Annotated in this window: 24 protein-coding genes; 18 read left to right on the plus strand and 6 right to left on the minus strand. The window is 63.0% G+C overall.

Annotated elements, in window-relative coordinates; genetic code table 11:
- Positions 1–127: 127 nt before the first annotated feature.
- Entirely contained in the window at positions 128–610 is a 483-nt protein-coding gene (locus JQ641_RS26550) for a DUF3280 domain-containing protein (protein ID WP_249150718.1), read from the plus strand.
- A gap of 16 nt (positions 611–626) precedes the next feature.
- Here JQ641_RS26550 and fghA read toward each other — a convergent pair whose 3' ends face one another.
- Together fghA and JQ641_RS26560 are read right to left on the minus strand one after the other, a co-directional pair.
- Entirely contained in the window at positions 627–1,472 is an 846-nt protein-coding gene (gene fghA, locus JQ641_RS26555; protein ID WP_211998823.1) for an S-formylglutathione hydrolase, read from the minus strand.
- Positions 1,473–1,505: 33 nt separating this feature from the next.
- Entirely contained in the window at positions 1,506–2,126 is a 621-nt protein-coding gene (locus JQ641_RS26560; protein ID WP_211998824.1) for a response regulator transcription factor, read from the minus strand.
- Between the two features lie 228 nt (positions 2,127–2,354).
- Between JQ641_RS26560 and JQ641_RS26565 the strand changes: the two genes are divergently transcribed.
- Positions 2,355–3,728, plus strand: coding sequence for a histidine kinase (locus tag JQ641_RS26565; RefSeq protein ID WP_211998825.1), 1,374 nt, complete (start codon positions 2,355–2,357; stop codon positions 3,726–3,728).
- A gap of 198 nt (positions 3,729–3,926) precedes the next feature.
- The gene (locus JQ641_RS26570; RefSeq protein WP_211998826.1) at positions 3,927–6,365 is read left to right on the plus strand and encodes a TonB-dependent receptor; all 2,439 of its coding nucleotides are present in this window, start codon (positions 3,927–3,929) and stop codon (positions 6,363–6,365) included.
- Between the two features lie 9 nt (positions 6,366–6,374).
- Here the strand turns inward: JQ641_RS26570 and JQ641_RS26575 are convergent, their stop codons facing one another.
- Positions 6,375–6,758 carry a YkvA family protein gene (locus tag JQ641_RS26575; protein WP_211998827.1) on the minus strand — a complete coding sequence of 128 codons (384 nt, stop codon included), beginning with the start codon at positions 6,756–6,758 and terminating at the stop codon, positions 6,375–6,377.
- 65 nt (positions 6,759–6,823) lie between these two features.
- Positions 6,824–7,795: a LysR substrate-binding domain-containing protein gene (locus tag JQ641_RS26580; protein ID WP_211998828.1), complete on the minus strand. Its 972-nt coding sequence runs from the start codon at positions 7,793–7,795 to the stop codon at positions 6,824–6,826.
- A 148-nt stretch (positions 7,796–7,943) separates the two neighbouring features.
- Here JQ641_RS26580 and JQ641_RS26585 point away from each other — a divergent pair, with 148 nt between their 5' ends.
- The 7 genes from JQ641_RS26585 to cbbX all read left to right on the plus strand — a co-directional run bounded on the left by JQ641_RS26585 (position 7,944) and on the right by cbbX (position 16,193).
- Positions 7,944–8,984 carry a class 1 fructose-bisphosphatase gene (locus JQ641_RS26585; RefSeq protein WP_211998829.1) on the plus strand — a complete coding sequence of 347 codons (1,041 nt, stop codon included), beginning with the start codon at positions 7,944–7,946 and terminating at the stop codon, positions 8,982–8,984.
- A 13-nt stretch (positions 8,985–8,997) separates the two neighbouring features.
- On the plus strand, positions 8,998–9,873 hold the full coding sequence (locus JQ641_RS26590; RefSeq protein WP_211998830.1) for a phosphoribulokinase: 876 nt from the start codon (positions 8,998–9,000) through the stop codon (positions 9,871–9,873).
- Complete coding sequence (gene tkt, locus JQ641_RS26595) at positions 9,870–11,900, plus strand: transketolase (protein WP_211998831.1); 2,031 nt, start codon at positions 9,870–9,872, stop codon at positions 11,898–11,900. Before JQ641_RS26590 ends, tkt begins: the two co-directional genes overlap by 4 nt.
- Positions 11,901–11,934: 34 nt before the next feature.
- On the plus strand, positions 11,935–13,017 hold the full coding sequence (gene fba, locus JQ641_RS26600) for a class II fructose-bisphosphate aldolase (protein WP_211998832.1): 1,083 nt from the start codon (positions 11,935–11,937) through the stop codon (positions 13,015–13,017).
- A 55-nt stretch (positions 13,018–13,072) separates the two neighbouring features.
- Positions 13,073–14,533 (plus strand): form I ribulose bisphosphate carboxylase large subunit, encoded by a 1,461-nt coding sequence (locus JQ641_RS26605; protein ID WP_192736926.1) that lies wholly within the window; start codon positions 13,073–13,075, stop codon positions 14,531–14,533.
- A 12-nt stretch (positions 14,534–14,545) separates the two neighbouring features.
- Positions 14,546–14,965 (plus strand): ribulose bisphosphate carboxylase small subunit, encoded by a 420-nt coding sequence (locus JQ641_RS26610; RefSeq protein WP_211998833.1) that lies wholly within the window; start codon positions 14,546–14,548, stop codon positions 14,963–14,965.
- 349 nt (positions 14,966–15,314) lie between these two features.
- The gene (gene cbbX / locus JQ641_RS26615) at positions 15,315–16,193 is read left to right on the plus strand and encodes a CbbX protein (RefSeq protein ID WP_211998834.1); all 879 of its coding nucleotides are present in this window, start codon (positions 15,315–15,317) and stop codon (positions 16,191–16,193) included.
- 48 nt (positions 16,194–16,241) lie between these two features.
- On the opposite strand, the gene JQ641_RS26620 is transcribed toward cbbX, so the two are convergent.
- Positions 16,242–17,042 (minus strand): IclR family transcriptional regulator, encoded by an 801-nt coding sequence (locus JQ641_RS26620; protein ID WP_211998835.1) that lies wholly within the window; start codon positions 17,040–17,042, stop codon positions 16,242–16,244.
- 167 nt (positions 17,043–17,209) lie between these two features.
- On the opposite strand from JQ641_RS26620, the gene JQ641_RS26625 reads away from it, so the two are divergent.
- The 8 genes from JQ641_RS26625 (at position 17,210) to JQ641_RS26660 (ending at position 25,767) form a co-directional block, all read left to right on the plus strand.
- Complete coding sequence (locus JQ641_RS26625) at positions 17,210–18,187, plus strand: Bug family tripartite tricarboxylate transporter substrate binding protein (protein WP_211998836.1); 978 nt, start codon at positions 17,210–17,212, stop codon at positions 18,185–18,187.
- Between the two features lie 10 nt (positions 18,188–18,197).
- Complete coding sequence (locus JQ641_RS26630; protein ID WP_211998837.1) at positions 18,198–18,815, plus strand: flavin reductase family protein; 618 nt, start codon at positions 18,198–18,200, stop codon at positions 18,813–18,815.
- A 10-nt stretch (positions 18,816–18,825) separates the two neighbouring features.
- Positions 18,826–19,686: a fumarylacetoacetate hydrolase family protein gene (locus JQ641_RS26635; RefSeq protein WP_211998838.1), complete on the plus strand. Its 861-nt coding sequence runs from the start codon at positions 18,826–18,828 to the stop codon at positions 19,684–19,686.
- Between the two features lie 3 nt (positions 19,687–19,689).
- Positions 19,690–20,493, plus strand: a complete 804-nt coding sequence (gene hpaH / locus JQ641_RS26640; protein WP_211998839.1) for a 2-oxo-hept-4-ene-1,7-dioate hydratase — start codon at positions 19,690–19,692, stop codon at positions 20,491–20,493.
- A 29-nt stretch (positions 20,494–20,522) separates the two neighbouring features.
- Positions 20,523–20,906, plus strand: coding sequence for a RidA family protein (locus tag JQ641_RS26645; RefSeq protein ID WP_211998840.1), 384 nt, complete (start codon positions 20,523–20,525; stop codon positions 20,904–20,906).
- Positions 20,907–20,927: 21 nt separating this feature from the next.
- Positions 20,928–21,803, plus strand: a complete 876-nt coding sequence (locus JQ641_RS26650; protein WP_211998841.1) for an amidohydrolase family protein — start codon at positions 20,928–20,930, stop codon at positions 21,801–21,803.
- Positions 21,804–22,008: 205 nt separating this feature from the next.
- Complete coding sequence (locus JQ641_RS26655; RefSeq protein ID WP_211998842.1) at positions 22,009–24,351, plus strand: molybdopterin guanine dinucleotide-containing S/N-oxide reductase; 2,343 nt, start codon at positions 22,009–22,011, stop codon at positions 24,349–24,351.
- 3 nt (positions 24,352–24,354) lie between these two features.
- Positions 24,355–25,767, plus strand: coding sequence for an amidase (locus JQ641_RS26660; protein ID WP_211998843.1), 1,413 nt, complete (start codon positions 24,355–24,357; stop codon positions 25,765–25,767).
- Positions 25,768–25,786: 19 nt separating this feature from the next.
- On the opposite strand, the gene JQ641_RS26665 is transcribed toward JQ641_RS26660, so the two are convergent.
- Positions 25,787–26,452: a GntR family transcriptional regulator gene (locus JQ641_RS26665; protein WP_211998844.1), complete on the minus strand. Its 666-nt coding sequence runs from the start codon at positions 26,450–26,452 to the stop codon at positions 25,787–25,789.
- Positions 26,453–26,454 lie beyond the last annotated feature (2 nt).

A 26,454-nucleotide genomic window follows, 5' to 3' on the forward strand; every position in this document is an offset into this window, starting at 1 on the left:
CTCGCAAGCACGCTCGACTTGAAACTTGACTGAATTGTTCTAGCTTGCAAGTCCGCATTTCGTCGTTGTTCGACGGTCGATGTGAGGGATCACGATCATGAGAGCGCAATGTGTCTTTGCCGCGCTGATGCTGCTGGTGTCGGTGCCGGCGCGTGCTGATCCGCCGAAGCTCGCGATTTTTGATTTCGAACTGCTGGATACCAGCCTCGAAGGCGAGATGAGGGGGCCTCAGGCCGACGAGCATGATCGACTGATCCGCATCAGCGATCTGGTGCGCCGGCAGTTGACGGAATCCAGCAAGTTCGAGCTTCTGGACATCTCGCCGGTGAAGGCTGCGGCCGAGGGCAGCAACCTGCAGGCATGCGGTGGTTGCGACGTCCAGTATGCGCAGCGCATCGGCGCGGATCTCGTCATCACCGGTGTCATGAAGAAGATATCGACCCTTATTCTCAACCTGACCATCTTCGTGCGCGACGCCCACACCGGACAGCTCATCACCGCAATGAACGCCGATTTTCGCGGCAACACCGATGAATCCTGGACACGGGCGACGAGCTATCTCGTGCGCAACCGGCTGCTGGCGCCCAATTATGGCAGGCCCCAGCCATAATGGACCGCGTAGAATTTCAGGCTCTCAGGCGCGCGGCGTGCCAGCGCAGATGATCGCCCATGAAGCTGGAGATGAAGAAATAGCTGTGGTCGTAACCGCCCTGGCGGCGCAACGTGAGCGGAATGTTCGCCTTCTCGCAGGCGCTTTTCAGCAGTTCGGGGCGAAGCTGCTCGGCCAGAAACGAATCGGCGTCGCCATAATCCACCAGTAGATCGGAGAATCTGGCGCCGTCCTCGATCAACGCCACCGCATCATGTCTGCGCCAGGCCTGCCTGTCGCCGCCGAGATAGCCTCCCAGCGCCTTGATGCCCCACGGTACCTGCGAGGGCGCGACGATCGGCGCAAAGGCGCTGGCGGCGCGGTAGCGGTCGGGATGGCGCAGTGCGACGGTCAGTGCGCCGTGACCGCCCATCGAATGACCGAGGATGGATTGCCGCCCGGCATCGACGGGGAAATTCGCGGCGACCAGTTTCGGCAGTTCTTCGGTGACATAACTCCACATCCGGTAGTTACGCGCGAACGGCTCTTGTGTCGCGTCGACATAAAAGCCGGCGCCGAGCCCGAAATCATACGCACCGGCGGGATCACCGGGCACCTTGTCGCCGCGCGGGCTGGTATCCGGCGCGACGAACACCAGTCCGAGGTCAGCGCAGGCACTGCGGAACTCACCCTTTTCCGTGACGTTGGCGTGCGTGCAGGTCAATCCCGACAGATACCAGACCACCGGCAGCCTTGCGCCATCCTGGTGGGGAGGGACGAAGACCGAAAATGTCATGTCGGTCCCGGTCTCGGCACTGGCGTGCTTGTAAACACCTTGCGTGCCGCCATGCGATTTGTTGAGCGAAACCGTCTGAACTGTCATGAACTCTCCGTTGCCGTGCCGCGTCGCGCCGTTTCAGGCCACGCCGTTGTCGATGGCCAACCGCACCAGTTCGGCGGATGTGCGCACGCCGAGCTTGTGGCGCATGATCGAGGATGTATTGGCGACGGTCTTGTAGGAGGAATGGACCAGCCACGCGATTTCGGACAGGCATTTTCCTGCGCTGAGCAGGCGCAGTATCTCCATCTCGCGCGCCGTCAGTTTTGAAAGCGGGCTCTTTGCGTATGAGGGGCCGGCGAATGCAATGCTTTGCGCAATCGCCGGCGGCAAATAGACCCCGCCCTTTGCTACCTCGCGGATGGCATCAACAAGGTCCTGGGGATCGCCGGTTTTGGAGACAAAACCCTTGGCGCCGACGTCGATGGCGCGTGCGGCGAATACCGGGTCATCGTTCATGCTGAACATGATGATGCGCGCCGACGCATCGCGCCCGAGCAGGCGTCGCGCCAGTTCGAATCCGGACACCGTCGGCAGGTTGATGTCGAGCACGCAGATATCGGGATGCAGTTCGCCGAACACGCGCTCGCCGCTCTCCGCGTCGGAGGCTTCCACGACATCGATCTCCGGCTCGTCCGCGAACAAGGCACGACAGCCTGAAGCTACGATGCGATGATCATCTACGATCAGAACGCGCATTGGCATTGGTCCCGAATAGCCTCGTCAATCCCGTTGTGCACCGCATCAGGTGAAACACCGGCGCAGACTTCGGGGCGATAGCTGCCGTCGATGGTCATGCAACCCGGGCGATGTTGCTATACGCTTCGATTAGATAGACGCGTGTTTTATCTGTCAACGCTCCTATCGATAGGAAATCGAAGGCGATTTCGCTCTCGGACTAAGCGACTTCACTCCTGGACAAATGATATGTGGCAAAAGCTTTCTTTGCGCGCCCGGATCAACCTGTTGCTCGTGCTCGTCCTCACGCTTGGTCTGGCCATCAACGTTGCGCGGCTTGTGCTCGAGGCCGGCCCTCGGGTTCAGGCTGAAGATCAAAGCGTCATACGATTGGCGCGCGAGTTCATCGGTACGATCGTTGCAGGACTGAAAGAGGCGCCGGATCCCGAAGCGCGACTGAACCAGATTGTTCACGACCTCAACAAGCTGCGTCACGTCAGCATCACGCGGCAGAGCGAAGCCATCGCAAGATCCGGGATCGCCGACAAGCCGGACGACAATCCCGATGCACGTTCGCCGCCGGCATGGTTTGTCCGGCTTGTTCACCCCGAACAGACGACGGTGAACGTGCCGATTTCGATCAAGGGAAAACCGGACGCGCTGCTGATCACGTCGCATCCCAACGACGAGGTGGCCGAAATCTGGGACGGGATATTCACCCAGCTTCTGGTCGGCGCCGCGATCGCGATCGTTCTTTTCCTCATTACCAGCAGGGTCGTTGGCCGGGCCCTCGCGCCGATCCAGACCCTTTCGGATGCGATGGCGAAGATCGAGGCCGGCGGTTACGACACGCGTGTGAAACCGGACGGGCCGCCGGAACTCGTAGCCATTTGCGACAAGTTGAATCACCTTGCGGCCACTCTGGGCGATGCGGTTGAGGACAAGCGGCGCCTCGCCGAGCGCGTTGTCTCGCTGCAGGATGTTGAACGCAAGGAAATTGCCCGCGAACTGCACGATGAATTTGGCCCCTATCTCTTCGCTTTGCGAGTGCACGCCAGCGCCCTGACGCGGATTGCGGAGGCGGGGGATCCGAGCGTGGACGCCACCCGAAGGCACGGCAGTGCCATATTGGAACAGCTGAACGCCTTGCAGGCGTCCAATCGCCGGGTTCTTGAAAAATTGCGCCCGGTGGGACTGACGGAACTCGGCCTTCGCGAGGCGCTCGGGGCGCTGCTGCGCCTGTGGGGCGAGTCTCACCCCGAAGTCGCGATCGAAACGGCGATCTCGCCCTCGTTGGGCGACACCGGCGAGACGGCTGATCTGACGATCTACCGCACCATCCAGGAAGCGCTGACCAATGTATTTCGCCACGCCGGCGCCACCACCATCAAGGTAAGCGTTGAACCGGCCGAACTGCCCGTGGGGCTTGCGCGTACCGGCCGCGGCGGCGCCTTGGTGCGGGTTCGTGACAATGGCAACGGATTGGGGCCCGATCACAAGCTGGGCTTCGGGCTAACCGGCATGCGCGAGCGCATTTTGGCGCTGGGCGGCTCGCTTACGATTGCCTCCGGGGACAGCGGGGTCACGGTCGAAGCCTTGGTTCCCCGGGACGTGGGGCGTTAGATTCTTTTTTTGACGCGTTTTCTTCACGCGAACCGGTGTCCACCCCGGATCAAGTCCGGGGCAGGCTTTCGCTGGAAAACGCTCTAGTCGGGAATTTTTCCCGAACGCGTTCGGGACGTTTTGTATAGTGCGCAACTTTTTTTGACGCCCTAAGATCACAAGCGGCGTACCGGCAGACACCAATGCAGCCGGATTGGGATGGGACGAAGTAAAATGGGCGCGCGATTCCTGTTTATCGGGACAATATCACTGTGTCTGGTTCCCGGGAGTGACTGTGCTCAAGCCCAGGATGCGCGCGGTTCGACCGAGGTCCTTCCCGCCATCGAGGTGGTTTCGCCGGGGACAGCCGCCAGGCCCGCCCGCAGCAGAAATGCGCCTCGGGCAACCAGAAGCACCCGCAGGGTTTTGATTTATCCAACCGCGCCGACGCCGACGGTGGGTTCCGGAATGGACGTCGACAAGGTGGCGGCAAGCGTCAATGCGGTGGGGGCCGGACAGATTGCGCGCACCGGCTCGCTCAACATCGCGGACGCATTACAGCAACAGGTGCCGGGTATCATCATCAGTGATACGACCGGAAATCCATTTATGCCCGACATACAGTTTCGGGGTTTCGTTGCATCACCGGTCGCCGGTACGCCGCAGGGACTGGCGGTTTACCAGAACGGCGTGCGCGTCAACGAAGCGTTCGGCGATACCGTCAATTGGGACTTGATCCCGACAGCCGCGATCAGGTCGGTCACCGTCGTCACCAACAATCCCGCCTTCGGTCTCAATGCGCTGGGCGGTGCCGTCAACGTCCAGATGAAGGATGGCTTCAACTATCGTGGCGCCGAAATCAACACGATGGGCGGTTCGTTCGGGCGCATCCAGAGTTCGGCGCAGTATGGCAAGCAGGTCGACAATTTTTCCGTCTATGGCGCGCTGGAAGGCGTGCGTGACAACGGCTTTCGCAATTTTTCGGAGTCGGCTATTCGCCGGTTCTACGGCGATGTCGGCTACCGGACCGATAGCAGTGAATTTCACCTCAACGTGGGCCTGGCCAAAAACAATTTCGGCGCGGCTGCGACGGTGCCGGTTGAATTGCTGCAGAATTACTGGGGCGCCACCTACACCACGCCGCAGACGACATCCAACCAGGTTGCCTATGCCAATCTGACCGGAAAGGTCGAGGCCACGCCGACCTGGACGATCGAAGGCTCGGCGCGCGTCCGCGCATTCAGGCAAAAAACGGTGGACGGCAATCCAACCGAGACGGAGCGATGTGGCGCCGATCCGGGCCTGCTTTGCTTTAACGACGACGACGTCCCGGCGAATGGCCTGAACGGCGCCCAGCTCGCCAATCCCTTCCCCGACAACGCCGTGCTGGGACAGATCGACCGGACCACGACCCGTTCGGTCACGACGGGGGCAACCCTGCAGGCCACCAATACCGACCAGCTGTTTGGGCATAACAACCAGTTCATGGTTGGCGCCAGTATCGACTCCGGCGTCACCCGATTCGGGGCCAGCGCGGAGCTTGGAACCATCGGTTCAAACTACGTCGTCAATGGCAGCGGCATCTATCTCGGGCCATCCGGCGAGCCGATTTCGATCGGTCCGGTTTCGCTTCGCGCCACCAACCGGTACACCGGGCTCTACGCGTCAGACACGTTCGACGTGACCGATAGATTTTCGATCACGGGCGGCGGCCGGTTTAACCATGCGCATATTAAGCTGGAGGATCAGATCGGTACGGCGCTCAACGGAGAGCATACGTTTACCCGCTTCAATCCGATGATCGGCGGCACCTACAAGATCACATCAGGTTTGACGGCCTATGCCGGGTATTCCGAGGCCAATCGTGCGCCGACCCCGCTGGAACTCGCATGCGCCGACCCCTTGCGCCCCTGTCTCATCGCCGCATTCCTGATCGCCGACCCGCCGCTGAAACAAGTCGTGTCCCGTACCATCGAGGCAGGCTTCCGCGGAACGTCGGAACTCAATATCGGAACGTTGAGTTGGAAAGTTGGTGCGTTCCGCGCAACCAATGCCGATGACATCCTCGCGATTCCGAGCCCGGAGCTGCAGGGATTTGGCTACTTCCAGAACGTGGGTTCGACACGGCGCCAGGGCATCGAGGCCCAGGTCAATCTGACGTCGAAGACCCTGCAACTCTATGCCAGCTATGCCCTCGTGGATGCGCGCTTCCTCGACACGCTGCAGGTCGGATCCAACAGCCCGTTCGCCGACGACAACGGCAATGTCCAGATCCTGCCGGGCAATCGAATTCCGGCGATCCCCCGCAACCGGATCAAGTTCGGCATCGACTATTCGGTCACGGACGCCTTCAAGGTCGGAGGCGATGCGCTGTTCGTCGGCAACCAGTACTTTGCGGGCGACGAATCCAATCAGGCGCGGCGACTGCCGTCCTATGCGGTTTTCAACCTGCACACCTCGTATCAGATCAACAAGACGTTCCAGATCTATGCCCGCGCGGACAACATCTTCGACAACCGCTATGCGACCTTCGGTACCTTCTTCGATACGGGCGACGTGCCGAATTTCACCAATGGCGGCGCGCCCTTCACCGACGCGCGATCGCTCAGCCCGGCGCGGCCACGCGCCTTCTACGCTGGCCTGAAGGCGACCTTCTGAGGCGAACCTTCACGGCCGGTTCCACCAGGCATGGCCAATCCATCCCAGCGTCAATGCGCCTGCAATCCACAACAGGATGATGGCTGCCATTCCCGCTCGGCTGGTCGGACGATGCGCGGCCGCGCTCGCCTTGGCGCGGCATTCGACCATGATCTCATCGGGAATCAGCGTCACCATGAGCCAGATGCCCAAAGGGAGCAGGATCAACTCGTCGAGATAACCGATGATGGGGATGAAGTCCGGAATGAGGTCGATCGGCGACAGCGCATATCCGGCAACGGCGATGGCGAGCGCCTTCGCATACCACGGCACGCGCGGATCGCGGGACGCGAGATAGATCGCGTGAGCGTCGCGTTTCAGGCCCTTGGCCCACGATTTGATACGAGAGAGCATTGCGGCTTCCAGTGTACCGGGGTCCTTGGCCATGGTAGCAGCGCGAGCGGAACTTGCGGGGCATTTCAGCCGCGCTTTTTGCGGGTTGACGACCGGGTGAGACGCAGGCGGCCATAGGTGCGCGGCAGAAACTGCTTGCCCCTGGTAGAGAGGAAATCGAGCATTGCCTGCGCCGGCGGCAGCAGGACCTTGTCCTTGCGGGTGAGCGCGAACCATTGCCGGATCACGGGCAGGCCGACCACGTCGAGGGTCGTCAATCGCCGTTCGTCGAGTTCGGTCGCGACCGTGTGCGCTGAAATGAATGCAATGCCCAAACCTGCGATCACGGCCTGCTTGATGGTCTCGTTGCTGCTCATGGCAAGGCCGATCTTGGGGCGAATGCCGGCGGTTTCGAACAGTTGCTCCATCAGGCCGCGGGTTCCGGATCCAGGCTCGCGCGTCAGGAAAGTTTCGCTGGCGAGTTCGCCCGGCGCGATACGGGATTTTCGCGCCAGCCGATGTCCGGTCGGCGCGATGATGACGTGGGGGTGGTCGCCGATCAGGTGAACGTTCATGTCGATGTCGGCCGGCGGACGGCCCATGATCGCAAAGTCGAGATCGTAGCCGCGCAATGCCGTGCCGATCTCCTGCCGGTTTCCGATCGAGAGCGTGACTTCGACGTCCGGATGCCGCTTCGAAAATCCTGAAATCATGAACGGCACGAAATATTTCGCGGTGCTGACGGCGCCCATCGAGATGCGGCCGGCGGTCTTCCCCGCCATCATCGCCATCGTGGTTTCGCAATCTGATATCGCCGCCTCGATCCGCTCGGTCAGCGCCAGCACTTCGCGCCCGGCATCCGTCAGCAGCATGCCGTCGCCGGTGCGCTGGATCAGCGGCAGCCCGGCGAGTGCCTGCAAATTGCGAAGCTGCAGCGTGACCGCGGGCTGGGTGAGGTGGAGCTGTTTGGCTGCTGATGTGACCGATCGGCTTTTTTGAACAGCGGCCAGTGCACGCAACTGGCGGATCGTCACTTCCCGCAATAACCGGCCTGCCATCGCCGCACCCTTTATAACAAAAACTTTGCCAAGACCAAAGATAACAAAATTTTACTAATTCGGCAAACTGCGTTTCCTTTGACATCGCGGATTGCCAAACCGGCGAGACGCTTCGAGAGCCCCGAAAGAGGGCACAGGGGAGACGGCCATGGACGAGCGCGTGACGCTGCGTTCACATCTCGATCGGTCCGCGTTGCAGACGCCGCTGCATGGCGCTGCGCTTGCCGACGTGATCAAGGCGATTGCGTCAGCTTCCATCGAACTTGCCGGGCTGATCGCGGATGGACCGTTCGCAGGCATTACCGGACGGCACGGCGGCATCAATTCCGACGGCGATCAGCAACGGGATATCGATGTCGCCGCCGATGAAATGATACGGCGCGCCTTGCGCGGCACCCCGGTGGCGGCGGTTCTTTCCGAGGAAGCGGCGCTTCCGGAAACCCTGCGTCCTTCGGCGCCATTCTGCGTTGCGATCGACCCGCTCGATGGATCGGCCAACCTCGACAACAATATCTCGGTCGGCACGATCTTTTCGATCCGCCCCAGGGGCAACGACCTGCTTTCGACCTTCTTCGAGCCCGGCACGGCGCAGTGTGCCGCGGGTTTCATCGTCTACGGTCCGCAGACCACGCTCGTCCTCGCGCTCAACGCGCGCGTCGATGTCTTCATGCTCGATCGCCACGCGCAAGAGTTCGTGCAGACCCGGCAGGCCGTGCAGATAGCTCGCAATATGCCGGAGTTCGCCATCAACGCGTCCAATCACCGCCACTGGCACGGGCCGGTCCGCACCTATATCGACGAGTGCCTTTCCGGCATCAGCGGCGGCGGCGATGCGGATTTCAACATGCGCTGGATCGGTTCGCTGGTCGCGGAGGCGCTTCGCATCCTGGTGCGCGGCGGCGTGTTCCTTTATCCGGCCGATGCCCGCCCGAGCTATCGGGAAGGGCGGCTTCGCCTGCTGTACGAAGCCCATCCGATGGCGCTGATCATGGAATGGGCTGGAGGCGCGGCGTCGACCGGGCGCCGGCGAATTCTGGAACTGGCTGCGAAAACCCCGCATCAGCGGGTGCCGCTGATCATGGGATCCGTGCACCACGTGCGCGACGTTACGGCCATTCACGACAGGATCGAACCGATGTTCGACAATAGCGACGCACCGCTGTTTGCGCGGCGCGGTCTGTTTCTCTGACGGGGCGATCGACATGTCACGGGCTCATCCCATCATATCGATCACGGGTTCGTCGGGCGCCGGCACGACGTCGGTGAAGAAGACGTTCGAGCAGATCTTCCGCCGCGAAAAGGTGGTTGCGGCCTACATCGAGGGCGACGCCTTCCACCGCTACAATCGCTTCGAGATGCGCACGAAAATGCTGGAGGAAGCCGAGCGTGGCAACAAGCATTTCAGCCATTTCAGTCCGGAAACCAACCTGTTTGTCGAACTGGAAAGGGTGTTCCGCGACTACGGCGAATCCGGCACCGGAACCACGCGTCATTACATCCACGACGATGAAGAAGCGAAGCTCTACGGCGCCGAACCGGGCACGTTCACCGACTGGCGCAAATTGCCTGAGAACTCCGACCTGCTGTTCTACGAAGGGCTGCACGGCGCCGTCGTGACCGACAAGGTCAACGTCGCGCAGCATGCCGATCTCAAGATCGGCGTCGTGCCTGTCATCAACCTGGAATGGATCCAGAAGCTGCACCGTGACCGCAACGCCCGCGGCTATACCGCGGAGGCGGTTACCGACACCATCCTGCGGCGCATGCCCGACTACGTGAACTACATCTGTCCGCAATTCGCCGATACCGACATCAATTTCCAGCGCGTGCCGACCGTCGATACCTCGAACCCGTTCATCGCGCGGTGGATTCCGACGCCGGACGAATCGATGGTGGTGATCCGCCTGAGGAATCCGCGCGGCATCGATTTTCCGTATCTGCTGTCGATGATTCCGCACAGCTTCATGTCGCGCGCCAATTCGATCGTTATCCACGGCGCGAAACTCGATCTGGCGATGCAGCTCATCCTCACCCCGCTGATCCTGCAACTGATGGAACGCAAGAGGCGCACGACATGAACGCTCCCCTGTCCCGTATTGTCACTCGTCCGGATGCTTCGCACGCGGAAATGGCCAATGCGATCCGCTTCCTGGCGATCGATGCGGTCGAGCAGGCGAAATCCGGCCATCCCGGCATGCCGATGGGCATGGCCGACGTCGCCACCGTGCTGTTCTCGCGGTTCCTCAAATTCGATCCGGCCGACCCGGCATGGCCCGACCGCGATCGCTTTGTGCTGTCCGCCGGTCACGGCTCGATGCTGCTGTACGCGCTGTTGCACCTGACGGGCTACGAGGGCGTGACATCGGACGAACTCAGGGCCTTCCGGCAATGGGGATCGAAGACACCGGGACATCCCGAGTATGGCCATACCCCTGGCGTCGAGACCACCACCGGGCCGCTCGGGCAGGGCATCGCCACCGCCGTTGGCATGGCGCTCGCCGAACGGTTGATGAATGCGCGCTTCGGCGACGACTACGTCGATCACTTCACCTATGTGATATCAGGTGATGGCTGCCTGATGGAAGGCCTCAGCCATGAGGCGACCTCGCTGGCCGGCCATCTCAGGCTCAACCGCCTGATCGTGCTGTTCGACGACAATGAGATCTCGATCGATGGCGCGACTTCGCTGTCGTGTTCGGATGACCAGCTCGCACGGTTCAAGGCTTCCGGATGGTCGGCCTGCCGGATCGACGGCCACGATCCCGAGGCCATCGCCGCTGCGATCGAACGGGCCCGCACCAGCGACCGGCCGTCGCTGATCGCCTGCCGCACGCTGATCGGCTTCGGGTCGCCGAACCGCCAGGGCAGCGAAAAAGCCCATGGCGCGCCGCTCGGCGCCGATGAAGTCGCAAAGACCCGCGATGCGCTGAACTGGCCGCACCCGCCGTTCCACGTTCCCGATGCCATCCTCGCGCAATGGCGCGACGCGGGCGCACGCGGGCATGCCGCCCGCCGCAGCTGGATCGAGCGGACCAAGCGCTGTGCCGCGGCGCGCTCGCCGTTTCACGATGCCCTCAATCGCAACCTGCCGTGCGGCTATGTCGACGCGATGGCGCTGCTGCGCGATCGCTTCGCCGCCGAGCGGCCCAACATCGCGACCCGGCAGGCCTCGCAGCTGGTGATCGACGGGATCGCCGAGGCATTGCCGAATTTGCTCGGCGGTTCGGCCGATCTGACCCATTCCAACCTGACGCGCGCCAAGACGCATAAGCCCGTTCAGGCCGATTGCCTCAGCGGCAGCTACATTCACTACGGCGTCCGCGAGCACGCGATGGCGGCGGCGATGAACGGCATCGCGTTGCATGGCGGCTTCATTCCCTATGGCGGTACGTTTCTCAGCTTCGCCGACTACAGCCGCCCCGCGATCAGGCTGGCGGCGTTGATGGGTATCCGCGTCATCCATGTGATGACGCACGACTCGATCGGACTGGGCGAAGATGGCCCCACTCACCAGCCGGTCGAGCATCTGGCGTCGCTGCGGGCGATCCCCAATTTGCTGGTGTTTCGCCCCGGCGATGCCGTTGAGACCGCAGAAGCCTGGGATTGCGCGTTGCGCGCCCAGAATAGCCCGTCGCTGCTGTGCCTGTCGCGGCAGGCGATGCCGACGTTCCGCGAAGCCGGCGAGCAGAATCTGGTCGCGTTTGGCGCTTACGTCGTTGTCGATCCGGAGGAAGGCCGCGACGTCACCCTGATCGCGACCGGCTCGGAAGTATCGATCGCCATGCACGCGGCCGAACGGCTGGCGAGCGTCAGCGTCCGCGCGGCCGTGGTCTCGGCGCCGTGCTTCGAACTGTTTCGCCAGCAATCGCGCGAATATCGCACCGCGGTGCTCGGACGCGTGCCGCGGGTCGGCGTCGAAGCCGCGGTCGAGGGCGACTGGGCACGCTGGCTCGGCGATGACGGCGAGTTCGTCGGCATGACCGGCTTTGGCGCTTCCGCACCGGCCGAAACGCTCTACCGCGAGTTCGGTATCACCGCGGACGGGGTGGCGAAGGCCGCGCTGCGCTGCATCGCGCGGGCGAGGATGGCGGTGAACGACACATGAGCGCCTGCAAACAGACAACGACACGGAGGGACCGATGGCCAGGATCACACTGAGGCAATTGCTGGATCATGCCGCCGAACGCGGCTACGGCGTGCCGGCGTTCAACATCAACAATATGGAGCAGGGCCTTGCGATCATGGAGGCGGCGGCCGCCGTCGATGCGCCTGTCATCATCCAGGCCTCGCGCGGCGCGCGCTCCTACGCCAACGACATCATGCTCTCGAAGATGATCGACGCGCTGGAGGAGATGCATCCGCAGATTCCGCTGTGCCTGCATCAGGACCACGGCAATGAGGAAGCAACCTGCGCCACCGCGATCAAGCATGGCTTCACCTCCGTCATGATGGACGGCTCGCTCAAGGCTGACGCCAAGACCGCCGCGGATTACGACTACAACGTCGACATCACCCGCCGCGTCGTCGACATGGCGCACTGGATCGGCGCCTCGGTCGAAGGCGAACTGGGCGTGCTCGGCTCGCTGGAGCATGGCGGCGGCGAACAGGAGGACGGTCACGGCGTCGAGGGTGAGGTCAGCCACGACCAGCTGCTGACCGATCCGGACCAGGCGGTCGATTTCGTGCGCGCCACCAAGGTCGATGCGCTGGCAATTGCGATGGGCACTTCGCACGGCGCCTACAAATTCTCGCGCAAGCCGGACGGGGACATCCTTGCGATGCGGGTGGTCGAGGAGATCCATCGCCGGCTGCCGAATACGCATCTGGTGATGCACGGCTCCTCCTCGGTGCCGCAGCCGCTGCAGGACATGTTCAACCAGTTCGGTGGCGAGATGCCGCAGACCTGGGGCGTGCCGGTCGAGGAGATCGTCCGCGGCATCAAGCATGGCGTCCGCAAGGTCAACATCGACACCGACTGCCGGCTGGCGATGGCCGCGGCGTTCCGCAAGGTGGCGACCCAAAGCCGAAGCGAATTCGATCCGCGCAAATTTCTCAAACCGGCGATGGACGCGCTGCGCGACCTTTGCCGTGAGCGCTTCGAGCAATTCGGCACCGCCGGCCATGCCTCGAAGATCAAGGTCGTTCCATTGGCCGAGATGGCGAGGCGCTATCGCTCCGGCGCGCTCGACCCACGCATCGGGGAGATGACCCATGCCGCCTGATCTTTTGATCCCCACGCTCCCGACCAGCCGCCGCACGCAACAAGAGGAAACCAAGATGAACCAGCACTCGATGACCATTCGCGGCAAGGAACGCTACAAGTCCGGCGTCATGGAATACAAGAAGATGGGCTATTGGGAGCCCGACTATGTGCCAAAGGACACCGACATCATCGCGCTGTTCCGCGTTACGCCGCAGGATGGCGTCGATCCGATCGAGGCCGCGGCGGCCGTGGCCGGCGAATCCTCGACCGCGACCTGGACCGTGGTGTGGACCGACCGGCTCACGGCAGCGGAGAAATACCGCGCCAAGTGCTACCGCGTCGATCCGGTGCCGAACTCGCCGGGGCAATACTTTGCCTACATCGCCTACGATCTCGACCTGTTCGAGAACGGATCGATCGCCAATTTGTCGGCGTCGATCATCGGCAACGTGTTCGGCTTCAAGCCGCTGAAGGCGTTGCGGCTGGAGGACATGCGGCTGCCGGTGGCTTATGTGAAGACATTCCAGGGGCCCGCGACCGGCATCGTTGTCGAGCGCGAGCGCATGGACAAGTTCGGCCGCCCGCTGCTCGGGGCCACCGTGAAGCCGAAGCTCGGACTCTCCGGCCGCAACTACGGACGCGTGGTCTATGAAGCGCTGAAGGGCGGGCTCGACTTCACCAAGGACGACGAGAACATCAACTCGCAGCCCTTCATGCATTGGCGCGAGCGCTTCCTCTATTGCATGGAGGCGGTCAACAAGGCGCAGGCCGCGTCCGGCGAGATCAAGGGTACCTATCTCAACGTCACCGCCGGAACCATGGAGGACATGTACGAGCGCGCCGAATTCGCCAAGGAGCTTGGCTCGGTCATCATCATGATCGATCTCGTCATCGGCTACACCGCGATCCAGTCGATGGCGAAATGGGCGCGCCGCAACGACATGATCCTGCATCTGCATCGGGCAGGGCATTCGACCTACACGCGGCAGCGCAGTCATGGCGTTTCGTTCCGCGTCATCGCGAAATGGATGCGGCTGGCGGGGGTCGATCATATCCACGCCGGCACCGTGGTCGGCAAGCTCGAAGGCGATCCGGCGACCACGCGCGGCTATTACGACATCTGCCGCGAGGACTACAATCCGGTGCGGCTCGAACACGGCGTGTTCTTCGACCAGAACTGGGCCAGCCTCAACCGGATGATGCCGGTCGCGTCCGGCGGCATTCACGCGGGCCAGATGCACCAATTGCTCGATCATCTCGGCGAAGACGTGATCCTGCAGTTCGGCGGCGGCACCATCGGTCACCCGATGGGCATTCAGGCTGGCGCTACCGCTAATCGCGTGGCGCTGGAAGCGATGATCCTCGCCCGCAACGAGGGCCGCGACTATCTGCGCGAAGGGCCGGAAATTCTCGCCAAGGCGGCAGAGACCTGCACGCCGCTGAAGTCGGCGCTCGAGGTCTGGAAGAACGTCACCTTCAACTACGAATCGACCGACATGCCGGACTACGTCCCCACACCCAGCGTCGCAATGTAAGGAGCTGATATTATGCGTGTTACCCAGGGCTGCTTCTCGTTCCTGCCTGACCTCACCGACGAGCAGATTTCCCGCCAGGTCCAGTATTGCCTGGAGAAAGGCTGGGCGGTGAACATCGAGTTCACCGACGACCCGCATCCCCGCAACAGTTTTTGGGAGATGTGGGGATTGCCGATGTTCGATCTCCGCGACGCCGCCGGCGTGATGATGGAGCTCGATCAATGCCGCAAGGTGTATGGCAACAGCTACATCCGCCTGTCGGCGTTCGATAACAGCCACGGCTGGGAATCGGTGCGGCTGTCCTTCATCGTCAACCGGCCAAAGGACGAACCCGGCTTCCGCCTCGAGCGGCACGAGATGGCCGGCCGCAACATCCGCTACACCACGAAATCCTACGCGGTCGATCGCCCCGAAGGCGGTCGCTACGGTTAGCTCGGGATGAGATTAGGTTGAATAGCACCCGCGCAGGGACTGCGCTCCCTCTCCCGCTTGCGGGGGAGGGTTGGGGTGGGGGTCTATCCACACGACGCATTCCAAGTGGAGGACCCCCACCCGTCGCGCTTCGCGCGCCGACCTCCCCCGCAAGCGGGAGAGGTGAAGCGAGTTCGCAGCCGGACCGGTTCAAACAAAAGTCATTCGGCTCTAGCTCTGGGTTTCGCATGCCGGCCGGCGGTGCTCCCTCATCGACCCCAGCCGGAAGTACTGCTCCGTCGCCATAAGGGTGGCGACGGAGTTTTTTTCTCAAAAAGGCGGTTCGCAGATGGATTTGGATGCCTCACCAATGACAGACAGGGTCAATCTCCGCGAAGAGCTCGAAGCCGTCGGCATCGAGGAGATCCTGACCCAGCTCGACCGCGAGTTGATCGGGTTGAAGCCGGTCAAGACCCGCATTCGCGAGATCGCGTCGCTGCTATTGATTGAACGTATCCGCAAGCGCATGAATCTGACGACGGACACGCCGACGCTGCACATGTCGTTCACCGGCAATCCCGGCACCGGCAAGACCACGGTGGCACTGCGGATCGCGGGCATTCTCCACCGGCTTGGTTTTGTTCGCCGCGGTCATGTCGTCTCGGTTACCCGCGATGAGCTGGTGGGGCAATATATCGGCCACACCGCGCCCAAGACCAAGGAGGTGCTGAAAAAGGCGATGGGCGGCGTGCTGTTCATCGATGAGGCCTATTATCTCAATCGGCCGGACAATGAACGGGACTACGGCCAGGAGTCGATCGAGATATTGCTGCAGGTGATGGAATCGCAGCGCGAGGATCTGGTGGTGATCCTCGCCGGCTATGGCGACCGCATGGAAAAATTCTACGCCAGCAATCCGGGCTTCCGCTCCCGCATCGCCCATCACATCGATTTTCCGGACTATTCCAATAATGAGCTGCTCGCCATCGCCGAGCTGATGCTGCACGACATGAACTACAAGTTCAGCAACGAGGCGCGGGAGGCGTTCATCCGCTACATCGCGGCACGCGTCACCCAGCCCTTGTTCTCCAACGCGCGCTCGATCCGGAACGCGCTCGACCGCATGCGGCTGCGCCAGGCCAATCGTCTCGTCGCCGATCTCGACCGCATGCTGGACGCCGACGACGTGATGTCGCTGCAGGCGTCGGACGTGCTCGCCAGCCGGGTGTTTTTGAAGGACAAGTCCTAAGACCACAGTCCGGCGCTACGCTGTTGTTCCGTTTCGAAGCCCCGTCGGTCAGCCGCCTGGTGCATTCGGTATCGTTCGCTCGATCTCTCGTGCAGCGGCGATGAGGACATCAGACACTTCGACGGCACGGCGCGGGCTCAGCCTGTTTCTTACCGCGGAAAGGGTGATCGCCGCCGCGGGCTGACCGTCGGGACTCCTGATCCAGGCCGAGAGCGATTTCGTTCCTTGCACGAGGCCGACGTCGCGCAAATTGTAGCCCCGGCGCCGCGCGAGCCGGATCTGCCCCAGTACCGTCGACAGGTCGGTGCGATAGGCCATGAATCGTGCCTCGTTGGCGAGGACGATCCCGCGCGCCTCCGGAGCCGGCATCGCGGCCAGAATTGCCACGCCCGCGCTGGAGACCCCGAGCGGCCGCCGCGCGCCGACCTCGATCGACAGCACCTGGATCGGATATGAGCCGATGCGGCGCGCCACGCACAGCGTATCGAGCCCGGTGCGCACCGTCAGGAACAAGGTATCGCCGAGCTGTGCGGAAGCCCGCGCCAGATAAGGCTCGGCCGCGACCAGCAGCGGCGAGCGCGATTGCCGCGCCAGCGCCAGTTCCGCCACCTGGCGGCCGATTGCGTAGCGTCCGGTCTGAGTGCTGCGCTCGACAATGCCTTCCTCGATCAGCACCTGCGCGATCCGGTGCACGGTAGGACGGGTGAGGGACGTTGCCCGAACGACCTCCGACAACGGCACGCCGGTTTCCCGGCCGGCCGCCACAATCCGCAACACGGTCAAGGCGCGGCGGATCGCCTGTCCGCCCTGCTGAGGCTCCGGTCTGTCGCGCCGCCGGCCATCCGTCATCTGGGTTCACCCGATGTCCATAATGTGGACAAAAACACCACAATTCCATCGACAAGGGAAGCCCACAGGGCAAGATCGGATCAACGTATCGGCAGACGGGCGGCCGCTCGCACTACAACAAACAAGGGCAGCGGATTGCTCCAGCTGCTCGCTTTCGGGAGGATGCAATGAGATTGTTCGCCATCGCTGGCATCGCGGTCGCGGCATTGATGACGGCGCTGTCGAGCGCTCCGGTCGCGGCCCAGCAATGGCCGGCACGGTCGGTGAAGCTCATCGTGCCTTATCCGGCCGGCGGCAATGTCGACGGAGCCGCGCGCATCATCGCCGACAAGCTGCAAACCATGCTGGGGCAGCCCTTCATCGTGGAAAACAAGGCCGGTGCTGGCGGTCTGATTGCCGGCGAGGCATTCGCGAAGGCCGCGCCCGACGGCTACACCCTGTTTGTCGGCGCCAACGGACCGGTTCTGTTCGCCCCCGAGATCGCCAAGCGCGACGCCTACAACTGGAAACGCGATTTTCTGCCCATCACCTCAATTTCGATGACGCCATTGGTGCTCGAAGTGCATCCGTCGGTCGCGGCAAAGGATCTGAAGGAATTCTTCGATCTCGCTCGCCGCGAGCCCGGCAAGATGACGATGGCCTCGCCCGGCGCCGGCACCACCAATCATTTGCTCAGCGAACTCGTGCAGTCGACGCTCGGCGTCCAATGGGTGACGGCGCATTACCGCGGCAACGCGCCCGCCATCAACGATCTGATCGGCGGCCAGGTGCAGTTTGCCTTTGACCAGATTTCGGTCGGACTGCCCTTCATCAAGAATGGAAATGTGCGCGCGCTTGCCGTCACCGGCAGCCACCGCGCCTCGTGGATACCTGACGTGCCGACCTTCGCCGAACTCGGCTACAAGGAATTCGACGGCCAGACCTTTACCGGCCTGTTCGCGCCATCAGGTACGCCCGCCGAGATCGTGACCAAGCTGCACGATACGATGGCGGCGATCCTGAAGGATCCCGCGATCGTCGAAAAGTTCAATACGCTCGGCGCCGAGGCCGTCACGATGACGCCGGCGGCGTTCAAGAGCTATCTCGAGGCCGAGGACGCCAAATGGATCCCCGTGGTCCGCAAGGCGAATATCAAGACCGATTGAGGGAGCTGCGATGCGGATCGATCCGTCAGATCTCGATGCCGAGAAGGCCTACCGGCTGATCACCGGCGTGGTGGTGCCGCGTCCGATCGCCTGGGTCACCAGCCTGTCGGGCGGCGGCACCGTCAACCTTGCGCCGTTCAGCGCCTTTACCTTTGTCTCGCCGAAGCCGCCGATGCTGGCGATCAGCGTCGGCCGCAAGGCCGGAATCTACAAGGACACGGCGCATAATATTCTCAACAACGAGGAATACGTCGTCCACATCGCCGATTCGAGCCTGATGATTGCGGTGCATGAGAGTTCCACCGAACATCCGCCCGATGTCAGCGAGGTCGAGGAGCTGGCGCTCGAGACACTGCCGAGCGAGCGCATCAAGGTGCCGCGTCTGGCCGCAGCACCGATCGCGATGGAGTGCCGCTTTCGGCAATGCCTCGAATTCGGCGACACCCGCAGCCGGCTGATCGTCGGCGAAGTACTGGTGTTCCATGTCCGCGACGGGCTGCTGCAGAACGGCAAGATCGAGACCGAGGCGCTTGATCCGATCGCCCGCATCGGCGGTCCGCGCTACGCGCGGCTCGGCGAGATCGTCACCCTGAAGTCCGTGTTCCAGACCTCGAAATCCGAATCCTGAAGGAAGCGATATGCGTCTTCTGAGCTATCTCTCGAACGGGCAACCGCGCTTTGGCGCGGCCGTTCCCGGCGGTGTCGTCGATCTGAGCAGCCGGATCGGATCAAAATTTCCCGATCTGCGGACCCTGATCGCCGGCGACGGCCTCGAGGCCGCGCGCGCCGCCATCGCCGGACAAGCGCCGGACCATGCGCTCGGCGATCTCACTTTGCGCTCGCCGATCCCGGCACCGGAAAAGCTGTGGTGCATCGGCGTCAACTACCGGGATCGCAACGCCGAATATAAAGACAATTCCGACCTGCCGAAATATCCGAGCCTGTTCGTCCGCAATCCGTCCTCGGTGGTCGGGTCCGGTCAGCCGATCGAGAAGCCGAAAATATCCGAGCAACTGGATTACGAGGGCGAACTCGTCATCGTGATCGGCAAGGCGGGCCGCCATATCCCGCGCGAGCGGGCCTTCGACCACATCTTCGGCATGACGCTGTGCAACGAAGGCAGCGTGCGCGACTGGCTGCACCACGGCAAGTTCAACGTCACGCAGGGCAAGAATTTCGACCGCTCCGGCAGCGTCGGACCGTGGATCGTCACATCAGACGAATGCGATCCGCGCGGGCCGCACGATATCGTCACCCGCGTCAACGGCGAGGTGCGCCAGAGCGATTCCACCGAGCGGCTGATGTTTCCGTTCGACTTCCTGATCGCCTATCTCTCTACCTTCGCGACCTTGAAGCCAGGCGACATGATCGCAACCGGCACCCCGACCGGCGCGGGCGCGCGGCTCGATCCACCGCGCTGGCTGAAGGTGGGCGACGTGGTCGAGGTGGAATCATCCCGCATCGGTACCTTACGCAACGTCGTTGCGGCGGAAGCTTAAGTCATGCTCGACCAGCAAACCATCGACCGCCTCGCGCAGCGTCTCGACGAGGCCGAACGCAGCAAGTCGCTGATCCCTGCGTTCACGTCGGAATATCCGGATCTGACGATCGAGGACGCCTATGCGATCCAGCGGGCGTGGACCAAGGTCCAGCTGTCGCGCGGCCGGATCATCAAGGGCCACAAGATCGGCCTGACCTCGAAGGCGATGCAGAACGCGGTGGGTATCTCCGAACCTGACTTCGGCGTGCTGTTCGCGGACATGTTCTATGCGGACGCCGGCACCATTCCGTTCGACCGTTTTCATGCCCCGCGCATCGAGGTCGAACTGGCGTTCGTCCTGAAGGCGCCGCTGAAGGGGCCGGACTGCACGCTGTTCGACGTGCTCAACGCCACCGACTATGTCACGCCCGCGCTCGAAATTTTGGAAACGCGCATGCACCGGGTCGATCCCCAGACAAAGGCGCCGCGCAAGGTCATGGATACGATCTCCGACAATGCGGCGAACGCGGCGCTGGTCGTCGGCGGCCGGCCGTTCCGGCCGCTGGAGGCCGATCTGCGCTGGATCGGCGCATTGCTGTTTCGCAACGGGCAAATCGAGGAGACCGGGATAGCGGCCGGCGTCCTCAACCACCCGGCCAATGGCGTGGCGTGGCTCGCCAATCGGCTGGCGCTCCATGACGAGCACCTGGCCGCAGGCGAAGTGGTGTTGGCGGGATCCTTTACGCGCCCGGTCGAAATCAGCAGGGGCGATACGTTTCATGCCGATTACGGTCCGTTCGGATCGGTCTCCTGCCAATTCGTCTGAGCGAATATCTATCAAAGCGAGGTGTGCAAATGACGCGACGCAAAAGCATCCATATCGGTGAGTTCAAGCATGCCAATCCAATTCCGAATGCGTCCCGGATCGGCAATCTTCTGATGTCCGGCGTCATCCTCGGTCGCGATCCCGCAACCGGCGCCATGCCGGAACGTATCGAGGATCAGTGCGCCAACATGTTCGCCCACATGAAAGCCATTGTGGAGGCCGGTGGCGGCAGCACCGACGACATCATCAAGATGACGGTGTGGCTGCAGGACCGCACCCAGCGTGCGCCTGTCAACGTCGAGTGGCTGAAGATGTTTCCCGACGAGCATTCGCGCCCCGCCCGTCATGCGCTGCAAATGAACATGGATGGCGGCGCGCTCGTGCAATGCGACTTCACCGCCGTGATCGATTGAGCCTGAAAAGAGAGACGCACCATGCCGGACTATCTTCCGTTCGATCCGAACCCGCGTCGTCCTTCGAGGCTGCCGCCGCCAAAGAGCATCGACAGCCAGTTTCACGTGCTGGGGCCGGTGGAAAAATATCCGATCCGGGCAGGGGCGGCCTACCAGATGCCGTCAGCGACGTGGGAGGCGGCGCTGCGCGTCCACAAGGCACTCGGCATCGCGCGCGGCATCATCGTGCAAACCACGACCTATGGCGCCGATCATTCCGTCGTGCTCGACGGCCTGGCCGCGATGGGGCCGAACTATCGCGCCTGCGCCAACGCGCTGGTCTTTGCCGAAGCCGATGATGCTTACCTCGAAAAGCTCAATGCCGCCGGCGTCGGTGGCGCCCGCTTCAGTTTCCGAAAAGAGCTTGGCGCGGTGCTGTCGGACAAGGATTTCGAGCGCGCCATCGCGCGCATCCGCGAGCTCGGCTGGTACGCCAAGTTTCAGCCCGAGAAGGACGGCATCGTCGGGAACCTCGACAAGATCCGCGGGCTGAACGTGCCTGTCCTGATCGATCACATGGGCCGGCCCGATCCCGAGCGCGGCAAGGACGACCCGAATCTGCGCGCGGTACTCGACCTGCTCGCGAAAGGAAATTTCTGGGTGATGCTTTCGCTGGGTGAAAAGACCTCGAAAGCGGGCCCGCCGTGGAATGACGTCATTCCGATCGCCCGCGCCTATATCGAGGCCGCGCCCGACCGCTGCGTATGGGCCAGCGACTGGCCGCACCCGGTTTCGGTGGTGCAGCCGCCCAACGACGCGGATTTGCTGGAATTGCTCTATCGCTATGCGCCCGATGAGGCCGAGCTGCAGAAAATTCTGGTGACCAATCCGGCGAGGTTGTTTGGCTTTCCGGATTGATGGGCGCGGGGAGGCTCCAATGAACCCCCACAGGCGTCAGCTGTAAACCGAATCGATGCAACTCGCGCACGGCGGCGTTCGCCCCCGGGGCGCGGGTCAAGCAGGCCTCTCTCCCAATTTCGCAATACTCTCGGCGCCCGATGGGTCTACACTGTCGGCGGCAGATTTGTGCTGGCATGCACCAAATGGCGATGAGAGATTGCGAATGACCGATGTGACCGAGAAAACCCCTCCCGATTCCGCGTCCGACGCAGCTTTCCGGCCGCATTCCTCCCATTGGGGCGTGTTTTCGGCGCGCTGGCAGGGCGATGAACTCGAGGTTCGGCCGCATCCTGACGATCCCGATCCGAACCAGATCATCGACAATTTTCCCGGCGCCTTGCGCCATCGCGCGCGCGTCGCGCAGCCGATGGTGCGCCGCGGCTGGTTGGAAGGAAAGCGCGGGCCGGACGCGCGCCGCGGCCGCGATGAATTCGTCCCGATGTCGTGGAAGGACGCGCTGGACCTGCTCGGCGCGGAACTCGCCCGCGTGCGGGACAATTATGGTCCAGGCGCGGTGTTCGGCGGTTCCTACGGCTGGTCGAGCGCGGGCCGTTTTCACCATGCGCAAAGCCAGGTCCATCGCTTCCTGAACGTCGCGATGGGCGGCTACGTCAAGTCGGTCAATTCATATAGTTCCGGCGCCGCCACCGTCGTGGTGCCCCACATCATCGGCGACTACGAGGATTTGACCAAGCGCAACGTCTCCTGGGAGCAGATTGCCGAGCACAGCGATGTCGTGCTCGCCTTCGGCGGCATGGCGCTGAAGAACAGCATGGTGGCCGGCGGCGGCACCAGCAAGCATGTCGAGCGTGGCGCCATGGCGCGTGCCGCCGCGCGCGGCTGCCAGTTCGTCCATGTGAGCCCGCTGCGCGGCGATTTGCCTGATGAAGCCCGCTCGCAATGGATCAGCAACATTCCCGGCACCGATGTCGCCCTGATGCTGGCGCTGGTGCATACGCTGGTTACCGAGGGACTGCACGATCGGGCTTTCCTCGATCGCTTCACGGTCGGCTGGCCGGTGTTCGAGCGTTACGTTCTGGGCGAGACGGATGGCCAGCCCAAGGATGCGGCATGGGCCTCCGCGATATCAGGCGTTGCGGCTGATAACATCGTGGCGCTCGCCCGAAAACTTCACGGCCGCCGCGCGCTGATCGTGGTCTCGCATTCGCTGCAGCGCGCCGAACATGGCGAGCAGCCGGTCTGGATGGGCGCCGTTCTTGCCGCAGCGCTGGGGCAGATCGGTCTGCCGGGCGGCGGTTATGCCTACGCGCTCGGGGCCATCGCCTATTACGGACGGCGCTACAATTCCGTGCCGACGCCGACGTTGTCGCAAGCGCGTAACGGCGTCACCGAATTCATTCCGGTCGCCCGCATCGCCGACATGCTGCTCAATCCCGGCGGCTCCTATCGCTACAACGGCAAGACCAAGACCTATCCCGACATCAAGCTGGTCTACTGGGCCGGCGGCAATCCGTTCCATCATCATCAGGACATCAATCGCCTGCGGAAGGCCTTTGCGCGGGTCGATACGCTGGTGGTGCATGAACTGGGCTGGACCGCCACCGCACGCCATGCCGATTTCGTGCTGCCCGCGACCATGACGCTGGAGCGCGAGGATATCGGCGCCAACGCCAACGATCCCTTAATCGTGCCGATGCAGCAGATTGCGCCGCCTTATGGTGACGCGCGGGACGATTACGTCATCTTCTCCGATCTCGCCGAACGCCTCGGCAAGCGCGAGGAATTCACCGAAGGCCGCAATGTCCGCCAATGGCTGGAGTATCTGTATGAACCGACACGGAAGGGGCTGGCAGAGCGCGGATTAGCGGCGCCGAGCTTCGACGAATTCTGGAAGGGCGACGGCCTGATCATGCCGCAACACCCTGATGATGGCGGGCAGTTGCGCCGTTTCCGCGAAGATCCGGATGGAGCAAAACTGCCGACGCCCAGCGGCAAGCTCGAGATTTTCTCGAAAACCATCGCGAGCTTTGGCGAGACCGACTGTCCGGGTCATCCGGCCTGGCTGGAGCGGGTGCAGGTGCCGGCGCCATCCGCGCCGCTGATCCTTGTCGCCAACCAGCCGGCGACGCGGCTGCACAGCCAGCTCGACTTTGGTGGCCACAGTGCAGCGTCGAAGCAACGCGGACGCGAGGTCGCATGCATGCATCCGGCCGACGCCGCCGCACGCGGCATCTCCGACGGTGACATCATTCGGCTGTTCAACGAGCGCGGCGCGTGTCTTGCAGGCGTACGCGTCACCGACGATATCCGCCAAGGCGTGATCCAGCTTGCTACCGGCGCCTGGTACGATCCCGCCGATCCGCAGGAAGAGGCCTCGCTTTGCGTGCACGGCAATCCGAACGTGCTGACGCGGGACGTCGGTACGTCCTCCCTGGCGCAGGGCTGCACCGGGCAACTGACGACCGCCGAGGTCGAACGTTTCACCGGCAACCTGCCGCCGATCCAGGCCTACGATCCGCCCGTGACCGCGAAGCGCGGAAGCTAGGCCATGGATAAGGTTGATCTCTGTTTTGCGCCGGCAACGGAGCTGGCAGGCGCGATCCGCTCCAAAAAACTGTCCTCCGTCGAAATCACGTCGACGGTGCTGGAGCGCATCGCAGCCCTTGAGCCCAAACTGAATGCCTTCGCGCATCTGGCGGCAGCGCAGGCGATGGACGCCGCGGCGGCGGCCGACAGCGCGCTCGCCAAGGGAGATTCGCTTGGGCCGCTGCACGGCATTCCCGTCACCATCAAGGATCTCGAACCGGTGCGCGGCATGCCGTTCGAACGCGGGACCTATTTGTTTCGCGGCGAGGTCGCGCCCGCAGATAACGTCGCGGTCGCGCGGCTCCGCGAGGCGGGCGCCATCATCCTCGGCAAGACCACCACGCCCGAATTCGGCTGGAAGGGTGTCAGCCATAGTCCGCTGACCGGTGTCACGCATAATCCCTGGAAGCTCGGTTTGAACGCCGGCGCGTCTTCTTCCGGCGCCGGTGTCGGTGCCGCCGCAGGTTACGGCCCGCTGCATCAAGGCAGTGACGGCGCGGGCTCGATCCGCATGCCCGCGCATTTTTGCGGCGTCTACGGAATCAAGCCGACCTACGGCCGCGTGCCGCAATCGCCGATGACGCCGAGCGACAACACCGTGCATCTCGGTCCTTTGACGCGCACGGTCGCGGACGCCGCGCTGATGCTGAAAGTGATGGCCGGCCGTCATCCCGACGATCAGTCGAGCCTTGAAGGGCCGCCGGCCGACTATCCCGCACAGCTTGCGAACCGGCCGCGCGCGCCGCGTATCGCGTTCAGTCCGGATCTCGGCCACGCCCGAGTCGATCCTGATGTGGCGGCATTGGTGCGCAAGGCCGCGGAGGCGTTCGAAACCGAGCTCGGCTGGCGCGTCGAACAGGTCAAGACGCCGTGGGGACCAAAGGGCCCGGAGCTGGCGCGTTTTTTCTGGCCGGCGCATTACAGCCGTTACGCGGATCGCGTCGCCGAATCCCGCGACCGGCTGGATCCGGGCTTTGTCGCGTGCTTTGAGGCCGGGCAGCACATCACGCTGCCAGACTATCTGAAAATGAAAGTCGCAAAGCTCGCCTATTGCGCGGAGATCCACCATTTCTTCGAGGATTGGGATTTTCTGCTGACACCCGCGGTATCCGTCGCGGCATTCCCAGCCACGCAGCTGCAGCCCGACCATTGGCCGCAGCATAAGTGGGACTGGATGTCGTGGGCGGAGTTTTCCTATCCGTTCAACCTGGCGCAGAATCCGGCGGCGTCCGTTCCCTGTGGCTTCACCGCATCCGGCCTGCCGGTGGGCTTGCAGATCGTCGGCCGGCGTTGCGACGATCTCGGCGTGCTGCAAATGTCCGCGGCGTTCGAGGCCGCGCGTCCATGGGCCTCAGCGCGTCCGCCGATCGCTTGAAATTTTCCGGCGGGCGCGCCTAAGCAACTTCCAGCGCCCGCGCGTAGGTCAGCCCTGAATTGGCGATGTGCGACGTCATCAGCGCCTCGAACGCCGCGAACTCGCCGCGCTCGAACAGGTGAAGCAGCTTGCGGTGCTCGTCGAACGAGGCCGGTGTCTGGACGTCGACCGGTGCGCTCAAATTGGTGCGCAGCGCGGCCACGCGTCCCGATACCAGTTGATAGGACTCGACGAGATAGCGATTGCCGCAATGCGCGAAGAAGGCCTCATGCATTGCTGTATCTGCTCGCCCATAGGCGACGTTGTCTTTAGCCGCCAGCGCCTGCTCCATCTCCGAGATCGCGGACTGCATCGCCGCGACCGTCCCGGCGCGGTCATGACGATAGGCGAGCTCGGCGGCCTTGGGCTCGATGATGATCCTGAACGCGCAAAGTGCCGAGATGTCGGCAGCGCTCGGGGTAAAGACGAAGCTGCCGACCTGCGGCCGGATCACCACGAGCCCCTGCGATTGCAAGAGGCCCATCGCTTCCCGCACCGGCGTTCGGCTGACGCCGAACGATTGCGCGATCATTTCTTCGGAAATGACCGCACCCAGTCCGAATTCGCCATCGATGATGGCCTGACGCAGCCGCAGCATGACCCGCTGCGACAGCGACTTCGGTGCATCGAGCTTGAGCGATTTCATGG

Source organism: Bradyrhizobium sp. JYMT SZCCT0180 (assembly GCF_018130165.1).
Taxonomy (GTDB): Bacteria; Pseudomonadota; Alphaproteobacteria; order Rhizobiales; family Xanthobacteraceae; genus Bradyrhizobium.